12 protein-coding genes and 1 pseudogene are annotated in these 11,346 nt (G+C 38.0%); all 13 read left to right on the forward strand.

Translation table 11 applies throughout. The features are described 5' to 3' along the window. A pseudogene (locus HMPREF1551_RS07825) lies at positions 1–582 on the forward strand (hypothetical protein); the annotation flags it as partial. Between the two features lie 29 nt (positions 583–611). Further along, positions 612–1,130 (forward strand): type VI secretion system TssO, encoded by a 519-nt coding sequence (tssO, locus tag HMPREF1551_RS07830; protein WP_021628556.1) that lies wholly within the window; start codon positions 612–614, stop codon positions 1,128–1,130. An 8-nt stretch (positions 1,131–1,138) separates the two neighbouring features. Beyond that, entirely contained in the window at positions 1,139–1,672 is a 534-nt protein-coding gene (locus HMPREF1551_RS07835) for a hypothetical protein (protein ID WP_021628557.1), read from the forward strand. Positions 1,673–1,680: 8 nt separating this feature from the next. Further along, the gene (locus tag HMPREF1551_RS07840; protein WP_034544518.1) at positions 1,681–2,379 is read left to right on the forward strand and encodes a hypothetical protein; all 699 of its coding nucleotides are present in this window, start codon (positions 1,681–1,683) and stop codon (positions 2,377–2,379) included. Further along, complete coding sequence (locus tag HMPREF1551_RS07845) at positions 2,376–2,810, forward strand: GPW/gp25 family protein (protein ID WP_021628559.1); 435 nt, start codon at positions 2,376–2,378, stop codon at positions 2,808–2,810. The genes HMPREF1551_RS07840 and HMPREF1551_RS07845 overlap by 4 nt, the downstream gene beginning before the upstream one ends. Before the next feature lie 26 nt (positions 2,811–2,836). Beyond that, positions 2,837–4,669, forward strand: coding sequence for a type VI secretion system baseplate subunit TssF (locus tag HMPREF1551_RS07850; RefSeq protein WP_034544520.1), 1,833 nt, complete (start codon positions 2,837–2,839; stop codon positions 4,667–4,669). A 297-nt stretch (positions 4,670–4,966) separates the two neighbouring features. Continuing rightward, complete coding sequence (locus tag HMPREF1551_RS07855; protein WP_016421283.1) at positions 4,967–5,419, forward strand: hypothetical protein; 453 nt, start codon at positions 4,967–4,969, stop codon at positions 5,417–5,419. A 30-nt stretch (positions 5,420–5,449) separates the two neighbouring features. Continuing rightward, positions 5,450–6,811: a DUF5458 family protein gene (locus HMPREF1551_RS07860; protein ID WP_016421282.1), complete on the forward strand. Its 1,362-nt coding sequence runs from the start codon at positions 5,450–5,452 to the stop codon at positions 6,809–6,811. A 160-nt stretch (positions 6,812–6,971) separates the two neighbouring features. Beyond that, entirely contained in the window at positions 6,972–7,358 is a 387-nt protein-coding gene (tssD, locus tag HMPREF1551_RS07865; RefSeq protein WP_021628561.1) for a type VI secretion system tube protein TssD, read from the forward strand. 50 nt (positions 7,359–7,408) lie between these two features. Beyond that, complete coding sequence (gene tssD / locus HMPREF1551_RS07870) at positions 7,409–7,795, forward strand: type VI secretion system tube protein TssD (protein WP_016421307.1); 387 nt, start codon at positions 7,409–7,411, stop codon at positions 7,793–7,795. A 109-nt stretch (positions 7,796–7,904) separates the two neighbouring features. After that, on the forward strand, positions 7,905–8,294 hold the full coding sequence (gene tssD, locus HMPREF1551_RS07875; protein WP_009412186.1) for a type VI secretion system tube protein TssD: 390 nt from the start codon (positions 7,905–7,907) through the stop codon (positions 8,292–8,294). Positions 8,295–8,332: 38 nt separating this feature from the next. Further along, a complete protein-coding gene (locus HMPREF1551_RS07880) occupies positions 8,333–10,165 on the forward strand; it encodes a type VI secretion system Vgr family protein (RefSeq protein ID WP_021628562.1) in 1,833 nt (610 codons plus the stop codon). A 2-nt stretch (positions 10,166–10,167) separates the two neighbouring features. After that, positions 10,168–11,346, forward strand: a 1,179-nt coding sequence (locus HMPREF1551_RS07885; RefSeq protein ID WP_021628563.1) for a hypothetical protein, incomplete at its 3' end; no start/stop codon positions are given.

Genomic DNA, 11,346 nt, shown 5'->3' on the forward strand with positions numbered 1-11,346 from the left:
TGCAGCTGTGTGATAGCACATCCTTCCTTACAAAACCTCTACCATCGCATTCGCAGCTTTTATGCAAAGATGGAGAACTATGCTATACAAATCTCACAGAAAATCCATATCAAAAAGCAGAATAACGAACTCTCAGCAATGATAGACAAGATAAACGAGCGTATGTTGATGTTTTTAGGGCAAGAAATCAATCGTTTTGAACTGCTGTCGCCTTATAACCTACCTTGCGAATTACTGCTTTCAGTAACAGCCTTTGCTCGTATTGTGAAGAACTTTACAGATGCTCATTCAGGCGCAGGCAAAGAGGAATTGCTGAACTATTTTTCTGAGTGGTGCAACCTTACCCAAGGTGCTTTTGAGCAGGTATTCAATACCCTTATCAATACCTACTACAACCACAACCATATCCGCAAGCATATCAAAGTAACAGAAGAGTTTATGGACTTGATAGAAGACTTGTACAACAACCTAAGCCGCTTGGATTATATCGGCAAGAAACCCGATGGCGGTATATTTGTGGCTGAAACCACCAACGAGAACCAAGATATAGTAAGGCGTACCCGTAGCCTCTTGGTAGATTAATTTGTTAAACAATTAAAGTTATAAATACTATGGAAATAGTCAATAAAGAACAACGCACAAAAGCCTATTGGTTTTTCGTCCTCTTTTTTGCAATCACAGTTGCCATTGTAGTGGTTGCGATGTTTGCCAATGTGCACTTCCCTTTTGAGGAAAACAAACTGCTTAAGGAGAAGAACGCCAAGTTGGAAAAGGATATCGCCATACAAAACCATTTCGCTGCTGATTTAGAGAAGGTAAAAGTTGCGATGGACTCCATTGGGGTATCCAACCTTAAAGACGATTTCTTCAATGAGAAATTAGCTTTTTCTATTTTGACAGATATGTACAAGCCTTTCTTAAAAAGTGATACACTGACCAATAAGAATATGTACAACAACACCATTCTTATTTGTAAGCAGTATATTGATGCTAAAAAACACATCAAAAAACTCACTGCTGATAGGGCTTTGTTGGATAGCCTAAACGACATCAATCAGATCCTGCAAGAGGAATACAATAAGATGAAAGTAGATTTAGAGGTTTGTAAACAACTATATCAAAATCAGTAAGTAAGCCAATGCCACAGAGAACGTATATCGCTATAGCCTTCTTGTTTTTAGGCTTGCTTACAACAAAAGCACAATCCTTACCTTTGCCACAACCCAAGGTAATTGAACAGTGCGATGTCAGTCAGCCTAAGACCAAATTAAACGGCTTGCCGTATGTAAATGTCCCTCCTATGTACCTGAGAGTAGACAATGAGGAGTACACTTACGCCGCTTTGCAATTAGGGAAGAGGAAGAATAGTATCTTCCTATTTTTGAATATACTTGCCCCTTCCACTTGTCTGAAAAAGGAAAAGATTGTAGATGTCTATTTTGAGTCAGGAGAGATGATAAGCCTTAAGAATCAGTATCCGCTCAATTGTGATGGTTATTTTGTAAGGCAACTAAGCCGCTCAGAGCTTAAAAAGATGCATAATGATAAGATTACAAAGATTTTGGTGTATTCATTCCAAAAAGTGTATGAGTTTTATCTGGGAGAAGGTGGAGATAAAGAACTCAAAGAACACCTAAAATGCCTTTATTACTATCGTTTAACCACTAATTAAAAGCAGTTATGTCCTTTATGGAACTTGACCTAAATATCCGAATGAGTGAAAACCCGCTGGCATTAAACAAGAGCGATGCGGGAGAGGAGGTAGTGGTAGTACGTGAGGAAAGCAGATTTAAACAGCATACCATCAGTATGCTTATCTCAGATAAGGAAGCAGGCAGTGTGCAGCTCAATATAAACGGTACTTTATTAGAAGTGCCTACCTACAAACTCACTATAACCGATGATAAAACAGAAGAGATAAAGGTGTTTCAGATAACAAGGGATATACCTCACTTTACAGAAGAAAAGCAGCATAAAAGCCTACTTTCGTTTATAGGCATCAAGCGTTTTGATACGACTTCCTATTTGTATGAGAATATCTGCTTTGAACCCGACAAGGACGGTATCACTGAATACACACTAAGCAAATACCGAAGGAAGACCGAAGACAGCCTCTCTTATACTTTTACTCACGAGGGACAAACTGTTCTCTTATATGCTGGTGATATTGAAAACTTTCAAAAGCCCAATGATGTGGATTACTTCTTTATCATTGTAGATACGCATGATGGACAGAGTTTTATCGGCGATATACACTACCGCGAGCAGCTACTCAAACTCACCCCCAAGGTACAATTGCAGCTTATCAAGCGCAAACAACTCACCAAAGAGATAGAGTACACCCAAAAGGGAGAGATAAAAAAGAAAATATATTTATGATGATGAAAGGCACTTACTACAAAACCCCCATAGACTTCAAGGCACTGATAGAGAAGCGCGACCTTGCCAAGACCACCTTAGAGACCTCAATCGACCAGCAACTCTTCCTACTGGCTACCACAGCTTGGGGAGAGTGCAAGTTTGATGAAGGCTTTGGCATAGGCTTTTGGGAGGTAGACTTTGATATGCTTAAAAGTGATGCCAACCTTAAACTCTTGGTAAAAGAGAGTTTAAAAGAATCCATACAGCGATACGAAAAACGTTTATTCGTGCAAGAGGTTGAAGTAGGGGTAACCAATCAAAACCTGAGTACCTTAGAAAAGACCCGTACAAAGAAGAAAGTAATAATCTATATCAAAGGATTTATAAGAGAGACTAACAACCCTTATGAGTATAAAACACACTTGTTTATAGCACCTTTGTCTTATTAATAAACACATCTAAAAATGAATTAAAGATGAATCAAGATAGAATAAGAGACCGCATATTAAGACGGGCTTCACGTATGTGGGGCTATAGTGAGAGCGAAACAGAAAACTCCTTTGACCCCTTGGTGGGATTACTGATTTCGGCTTGCGCCTCAGAACTTGAAAAACTCAGCTTTGAACAAGAAAACTCACGCGCAAGGATTATAGACCGCATTTTAGAGGTGATGTTCCCTGAAGAAGTCGCTGGGGCACTCCCTGCGCATACACTATTACAAGTGTACCCTTCTCAAAACAACAAGCCTATCTCATTATATAACAGCTTTGCAACAAAGAAAAGGATTCAGAATATCTATAACCCCCAAGAGAATAAAGAAATAGACATCACTTTTTTCCCAACGATTCCGTTAAAACTCACTACCGCTAAGGTAAAATATATCGCTTATGGCAATGAACTGATAGAACAAGAGAGCTTTTTCTTTGATGAGCAAATAGCCAAAGGGATAAAACCACTTCCATCAGGTGAGCTATGGATTGGAATAGAAAATACCAATAATGAACCGTTGGAAGACCTTCAGTTTTTTATCAATGTGAATAACAATGAACATAAAGAACTCTTCTATCACTATTTGAAATTAGCTACTGTAAGTGCTCAAAACAAGAAGTTTATGCTACTCAATGGATACAATGTTGCAGATAAACACCTTGATTTAGAGCATATCATTACCAAAAATAATAACTCATTAACTTCTATATACAATGAGGTCAATCAATTCTATCAGCCTAATTTCTATACCCTTAAAGGTGTATTAGAACCTATTAATTCAGATAGAGATGAAGAAGTGGTATCTCAGTTATATAGTCATTTTCCTAATATAGAAGAGCAGATCAAGGAAAACATTCAGTGGATTAAATTAGTGTTCTCCACGGTAGTACACTCAGAGGTTTTTCGCAGTGTCCGCTTTATGCTCAATTGTGTGCCTGTCATCAACATAGGACACAGAAAATTCTCACAAATGCTCAAAGGAAGTCTTAATATATTTCCATTACCCACAGAGCATCACTTTTTGGATATTGATTATATTATTGATAGCTACCAGAATAGAATTGACTTAAAAAACCACCAAAGCAAAGAGCAAGACACCGTTGCAGTGGTGAGACGAGGAGGAGTTGCCCGACTTGACAATAGAGAGGCAACCGAGCTATTGCAATACCTTTTAGAGGTTATAAAAAATGAAGCTGCAGCCTTTGCTGCTGTTGGAGGCGATTACACTAAGGATGTGCTAAAAGAGATTTTTCAGCATATAGCCTCTTTGGAGCAGAGAAAAGATAAACAAGGTATCGTAAAGGATAACAATACTTACCTTATCATTTCCACGACTAAAAGCGAAGAGCAAAATAACTGTGAGGTAGCTTTTTGGCATACCTCAGGAGCAGAAGGCAATGGACTAAGGGCGGGAACAAAATGTAGTCCACCTGCTCAAAGTTCTTATTTTACAGCCCCTGCCACTATTCTAAAAACCTCTGTGGGCGGTAGAAACCGCCTCACTTCTGAGGAAAAACTCTTAGAACTGAGAAGTGCGCTACTCTCTCGCGGTAGGATAGTAACTATTGCAGATATAGAAACTTTTGGTAGTAGCCATTTTAAGAGTGCTATAACCGCCATTGAGGTAACAAAAGGTACTAAGAAGGAAGTCTCTACGACCCAAGGCTTTAGCCGTACCATAGATATTTACCTTACAAAGAGTGATACTGTAAAGAATATGGAGAGAGAAGAATGGGACTACCTTAAAGAGAGTTTTATGCTAAAGCTAAAAAACGCCTCTGCTAATATGTACCCCTATCGACTTTTTGAGAGGGGGTAAGAACTCCCCCCTCACCCAATAGCTTATATGCACACTATATAAACACTATGTATGTAAATTCCGTATATAAGATGTATATAGGTTTGCGAGTTATCTACTTTTGATGGTGGAATATCACAAAAAACTCACAAACGTTAAAGTTTTGTTAAACTTGATAAAAGCTCTTGTGTGTTAAATAATATTGCGTAGTTTTGCACCGAGATACATCTATAGATTTATCCATTCTTGGATTTGAATGGGAAAGTAGGTGCGAAGAAGTGTAATAAAGAAACAATATTAACTTAATACATAAATACTATGGCAGTTAGTAGTAAAGGTATAGGCGGAAATGAAGTCCCCTTAGATGCCAATGAGGCAATTGCAGACATTCCTCAGAATAGAACCCTGATAGCACAAAAGCTAACAGCAGATGACCCCATCAAGCCAGAGCTGGTAGAAGGGCTTACTACTGTTGAAAAAGTGTTTGAACATTTTAAGCCACACGTAAATATAGATTTTGAGGATGCCCAAGGGGCAATGAAGAAAGAAACGCTTTCTTTTGCTAATCTGGGAGATTTCGGAGTAAAAGGCATTACAGCGCAAAGTAGCTTTCTTACAGGTTTAGAGACAGAAAAAGACCAATTGCAGAAAATTGTCAAGCAACTCAAGAGCAATAAAGTGCTCAAGGCAGCTTTAGAAGACCCCGAAGCCAAGGCGGCGCTGCTCAGTACCTTGCAGGGACTAATTGGTGAATTAGAAGAAAAGAAATAGTTTAGTGATTAATTTAATATATTAGAAACAATGGCAGATAATGCAGCTAAACAAACACAAGGTGCTCCCTTAGCGCAACAAGGGAAACCTGTTTCAATAGAAAAATCCATTGAGGCTTTAGCACGCTATGGCGGATTTGACCTTTTAGAGAGTTCTATTGAGAATATCCAAAATGTAAATCCTGAGCGCAAAGCGCGTAGAAATATCTTTTTATCAGAGGCTAACAAAGCCAAAGAGCGCGAGACCTTGAAAAAAACTTTAGAGTTATGGCTCAATGTACTTAGCGATAATGAAACAATCACTGATATGGTCGCCTCTTGTGAGGATCAGAAAAAAGCCTCTGAGGAATTACTCACAAAGAACTTGGCTTATGCAGTAGACGCCACCAAAGAATTAGAAGCTAACTATCGTACAGTAGCCCTATTCTATAAAAACACCGAAGAAGATAAGGTTAAGAATGTAACGATTGTCAATGCTACTCTTGACCAGTTAAAAGATTTAGACAACACCCGTTTTATTGATGCTGTCCACGCAGAACTTACTGATAATTACGATAGATTAGACCTTAAAAACAACTACTCTATCTTGGTTATACCAGGTTACTTAGGTTCTAATGCGGTACTTGAAAAGTGGGCAAAAATAGCCCATAGCAATAAGGTAATGCTCGTTACCGACTTTCAGCACTTAGATGAACCCGATGATGTAATGGAGATGTTTGATGAGGCAAATCACACAGGGGGAGATGTATACCGCTCCAATGTACTGATGACTTGTAATTGGCTCGTAGGTCGTGGGCGTTTTGAAGAAATAGAAGAAGCAGATGATTTATTTGTACCCCCTTCAGCAGCTTTGGCTGGTAAGATTTACAAGACATTGATGTCTCAGGTAACGGCGGGTAAGAAGTTTGGGGGTATCAATGAGGTAGAAGGAGTGAAGTTTGACCTTAAGAAGAGTGAGATTGCTAATTTAGAGAGTTTGGGACTTATCCCAATGGTCAATGAATACGGCAAAGTAATGGCGTTTTCAGCCAAGACCTTATTCAATGGGGATAACATAGGTTTACAGACCTACTCAGTGGTACGTGTGTTTGACTATGTAACCAAAGTGCTGATGGACTTTTTGAACAGACGTGCTTTTGAGAACTATTCCTCAGTAACCCGCAAGGAGATTATGGGACAGATAGTGCGCTTTTTAGATAGCATTACAGGTCCTTATAAGCTGATTGAAAAGTTTGAAATCAAACGATTTGAGCAAGATGCTATACAAAAAGACAAAATCCATTTGGATATTCATATGACCCCTTATTTCCCAGCAAAGAACTTCCTAATTAAGATGGACGGACAAAAGGGAGATGACGGCAACGAATGGGATGTAGAATATGCACAGAATTAAAGAAGAATCAAAAATATATAATATACATAATTATTGTAATTAAGATGATAAATTAAGAAAAGCCAATTGAAAATTAATAGAGAGTAAGGAGAGAAAGAAGGCAAAATATATTTTCCATAGTTGGTAGTATTGAGTATTTAAATTTTAAAATATATTTAACATGGCATTTAAAGCAAAATTAGTGGTTGCGGGTAAAGAGCGCAACATTCTTTCCGTAGACTACGGAATGTTACAGGAAACCGATGCGTCAGGCAGACCATCAAGTATCTCAAGAGGTGGAAAGATCCACATCACTGTGGAAAGTACAGGGGATACCGACCTCTTTGAGTGGATGACCAATTCTTTTGAAAGAAAGGATGGCAGTATTATCTTCTTAAAACGAGACAGTGAGGCAACTTTAAAAGAGTTGAAGTTTAAAGAGGCTTATATTGTTAAGTACCAAGAAGATTTTGATGCGACAGGAAATCAACCTCTTAAAGAAACCTTTACGCTTTCAGCTAAAGAGATTGAGCTTGGTACAGGCAAACACGTCAATGAGTGGGTGTAGGTGCTGAGAGAAGTAAACATTTCATTATTAATTTTTAAAAAGGAATATTTATGGCTTTTAAGGCAAAATTAAAAGTAGCAGGCAAGGAGTTTAACATCCTTAAAGTGAGCTACGCGTTGTTCCAAGAGACAGACGCAACAGGAAGACCGTCAAGTGTTGCCCGAGGTGGTAAGATTGACATAGAGATTGAGGGCACTGAGTCGCCTGAGTTTTTTGAGTGGATGGTCAATTCGTTTGAGAGAAAAGATGGTAGTATCGTCTTCTTAAAACGAGATAGCGAAGCAACCCTTAAAGAACTCAAATTTACTGAAGGGTATTTGGTAAAACACAGAGAGAACTTTGAGGCTTCAGGAGGGCAACCTCTAACAGAATCATTCACTATCTCTGCTCGTAAAATAGAGATGGGCACAGGTGCGTTTGAGAACGAATGGGTTTAGAAGTATAGAGAGCAGGTGTGGAAATCCCATACCTGCTCTTTTTACAACTACACAATAGATAAAGATGCAAAGTATTAATAGAACAACTCAAAAATTAAAAGATTAGATTATGTCATTTCTTGCAAAATTAGAATTAGATGATAAGACTTACAATGTTTTGGAGTGTGAATACGATTTCACTCAAAATATTGATGAAACAGGTAAACCAAAGGGAATGCCTTATGGTGGTGAAATATCCATTAGAGTAGAGAGTACAGGAACACCTGAATTGCTCAATTGGATGTTAGACCACAACCAAACTAAAGATGGTAAAATTATTTTTTACCGTAGAGATGCTATGAGTAAGCTCCAAGAAGTGCTTTTCAAAAAAGCTTTTTGTATTAAATACAAAGAACATTTTGATGCACAAGGCACTGAGCCTTTGCAGATAGAAATACGACTCATCGCACAGGGATTTGATGTAGGAGGGGTAGCCCACAATAAGATGTGGAGAGGATAGCCTTATAAGAGAATTGTTAAACCTTAGAGATAATACTTATGGAGTTAAAAGATTTCAAATTAAAAAGTTTTACAGAGTTTCTTAATGATAAGACCAATCCTGTGGTCTACTGCTTACTGAGTTCTAATGGTAAAGACTTCTTGGCTACAGAAAGCTATAAAGTAGAGCTACACCAATACAACTGCCAGCACGACACCTTTACTATTGAAACCCCAGAGGACTCATTTGATAAGTTCCACGAATACATTATGGAACACTCCCGCGATCTGCTTGGCGATCCTCTTACCATTAAGTTTTATCAATATGGCAAGGTAGTACAACACTTCTCAGGGATTATCACTAAAATTCACTGTAAACGAAAGACAGGGGGTGGTTATGGAACGCTGTATATCTCAGGAAATGCACCAAGTATTCTCTTAGATAGCGGTAAGGAATGTCAATCTTATGAGAATAAAACACTACAAGAAATCGTTGCAGCAGCTACCCAGGAGTATGATGAATCTGCAAAAGTGGATACCTCAGCAGGGGTAAATACCACAAGGACACTTCCTTATACGGTACAATACCAAGAGTCTGACTACGACTTTATTTGTCGTTTGGCTAAGTATTACGGAGAATACTTTTATTATGATGGCAGTAAACTTATTTTTGGCAATAAACTCCAAGAGACCATTGATTTGGGTGAGAACCTAAACCTGATTGATGAAGAGTTTTTCTTAGAGGTAAAACCACAAGATTTTCAGTATATAAACTACAATATACATCAAGGAACATCTGAAAATAATGACTCACGAGATGCTGCTAATGAGTATAAGAATAACCCTATACAAACCGATGCAAAGAATGCTTCTAAAAAAATCTACAAAAAAATACCTCAAAAATATCACTCGGCTACTTCATTAGAGCAATCAAGTGTAGATTTAGAGGATGTAGTGCGCTTAGAGAAAGACAAACGCGAATTGTTGCTCAAAGTAAAAGGACAAAGCCGCGACCCGCGTCTCAGGATGAACACTTTTGCGTGTCTTACCGACATTAATGCACGCGCAATGGAGACTTATAGGGTCATAAAAATATCACACTATCACAGTGGTATGGAGTATTACAATTCCTTTGAGGGAATCCCGATGATGCGTACGCCTGCTGATTTTGATGAGAATGCTTTTCCTCGCAGTGAGCAGCAACCAGCAATTGTAAAAGACAACAACGATCCTTTAGGAATGGGACGTGTACGCGTGCAATTCTTATGGCAGGCAAAACGCAATGAAATGACGCCTTGGATACGTGTAGTACAACCCTATACAGGAGGGGGTAAAGGCTTTTACTTTATCCCTGAAATAGGAGAAGAGGTATTAGTGGACTTTGAAGGAGGCAATGCCGAACGTCCGTTTGTGCTTGGAGCGCATTATAATGGTGAGGCAAAAAGTGGGTACAGCCCTACTACCAAAGCTATACATACGCAAAGCGGTACCAAAATATTGCTTAACGATGCTGATGGCAGTGTGAGGATTGAGGACCCAAGTGGCAATATATATGCTATGGACGGGAAAGGAAATATTAAGGTTCAAGCTCCTAAGAATATAACATTTGTTGCTGGCGAGAATATTAGCTTAAGAGCTACAGCAAGCATTGATATAGATGCAGGAGTGGATATATCTGAGACAGCAGGAGCTATGATCAATAAAAATGCAATAGGAGATTATTCGTTAATAGCTGCAAATATCACAGAAATTGCTCGTGGGGAGAGAAAGGCAAGAGCAAAACAAGTTGTTGATCAGTCCAAGAATGCAAAACTTATCTCTGAGCAAAAAAATGAAATACATTCAAAAGGAAAGTTTAGTAACAATAGTGGCGAAAGCACAAATATATCTTAGCTATGGCAGGAGGAACAATCATTAGAAAAGTAGGAGAAACAAACTTAGTAGAGTGTGATACTTGGCAGGTTTATACTGATGACTTCGAGGCTTGGGCAGGGGAGCATAGCCTCTTTACTGCCGATGGAGGAACTTCGGTGGGAGAACCAAAAGCTCCTCCCTCTGCAGGAAAATATTTTGTAAAAGGATGGTGGACAGATGCCAATGATAAACCTATAAAGGAAGCTACAGTCGGAAGTGCCATAAGATTTCATATACAGACTCAGGGAATAAATGATGGAGAAAAGATTGACTTTATAGTATATGATAGGGATTATTTTAGTCCTCTCAATGATAAATTAGTAGTTAAAAATAAAAACAAGGAAATAAGTAAAATAACTACACAGAATGATAGAGGTTATATAGAATGGGTTACAGGTGAAGAATGTTTATCTTTAATTGAAGAGACTTTTGAGGGAGATGAGATTGAACTTTTTGTGAAATGTCAATACAAAGATGAGACTATTGATTTACCTGCTATGGAAAGTGATTACCTGATTTTAAAGGAAAAAGAAGAGGTGATAACTGTATTAATAGAATTGCCTCATAGTGGGGATACAAATAAAATCAATAGCAAGGGATTAGGAGGACATACAGGAATTATGATAGGAGATGAGTATTATGATTATGGACCTCAACCTAGGCATCCTTATAAATCAGAAGGGCGCCCTTGGTGGGATAGAATGAGCCAAGCAGGAAATTTTACCAAAAAAGATATAATAAATATTTTAAGCCAAGAATTCCCAACTCAACAGGAAATAGATGATTCGATAGTGTATTATAAAAATACTAAGGAAGAAGAAGTATTTCCACCTACAAGTAGATATTCTTTAGAGATCATAGGAAGAGTTTGTTTAATAGATATTCATATTAAAGGAAGCGAAAAAAATAGGATTCAGAAATGGTGGGAGGATAAATATCAAAATTTAGGAACTTATAGTGTTATTCCTATTGTTGGAAAACAGTGTACGACTACTGTAAAAAATTCAATTAGAAAATCAACTAAGGTATTTTCTACATTTGACATTACATTTTCTACACTGACACCTAAAGGATTTTTAGAATTACTGATAAATAAAGGTGAACATACTTATGGAACTAAAAAAGGGAATAAATTAACAGTAAATAAAGAGTATAGAGAG

The organism is Capnocytophaga sp. oral taxon 863 str. F0517, from assembly GCF_000466425.1.
GTDB lineage: Bacteria > Bacteroidota > Bacteroidia > Flavobacteriales > Flavobacteriaceae > Capnocytophaga.

Bases quoted from the DNA above. Each gene is read 5' to 3' on its own strand.
- HMPREF1551_RS07855 (WP_016421283.1), top strand. From the start codon at position 4,967: ATGGCAGTTAGTAGTAAAGGTATAGGCGGAAATGAAGTCCCCTTAGAT.
- tssO (WP_021628556.1), top strand. From the start codon at position 612: ATGGAAATAGTCAATAAAGAACAACGCACAAAAGCCTATTGGTTTTTC.
- HMPREF1551_RS07840 (WP_034544518.1), top strand. From the start codon at position 1,681: ATGTCCTTTATGGAACTTGACCTAAATATCCGAATGAGTGAAAACCCG.
- tssD (WP_009412186.1), top strand. From the start codon at position 7,905: ATGTCATTTCTTGCAAAATTAGAATTAGATGATAAGACTTACAATGTT.
- HMPREF1551_RS07845 (WP_021628559.1), top strand. From the start codon at position 2,376: ATGATGATGAAAGGCACTTACTACAAAACCCCCATAGACTTCAAGGCA.
- HMPREF1551_RS07835 (WP_021628557.1), top strand. From the start codon at position 1,139: ATGCCACAGAGAACGTATATCGCTATAGCCTTCTTGTTTTTAGGCTTG.
- HMPREF1551_RS07880 (WP_021628562.1), top strand. From the start codon at position 8,333: ATGGAGTTAAAAGATTTCAAATTAAAAAGTTTTACAGAGTTTCTTAAT.
- HMPREF1551_RS07860 (WP_016421282.1), top strand. From the start codon at position 5,450: ATGGCAGATAATGCAGCTAAACAAACACAAGGTGCTCCCTTAGCGCAA.
- tssD (WP_021628561.1), top strand. From the start codon at position 6,972: ATGGCATTTAAAGCAAAATTAGTGGTTGCGGGTAAAGAGCGCAACATT.
- HMPREF1551_RS07850 (WP_034544520.1), top strand. From the start codon at position 2,837: ATGAATCAAGATAGAATAAGAGACCGCATATTAAGACGGGCTTCACGT.
- tssD (WP_016421307.1), top strand. From the start codon at position 7,409: ATGGCTTTTAAGGCAAAATTAAAAGTAGCAGGCAAGGAGTTTAACATC.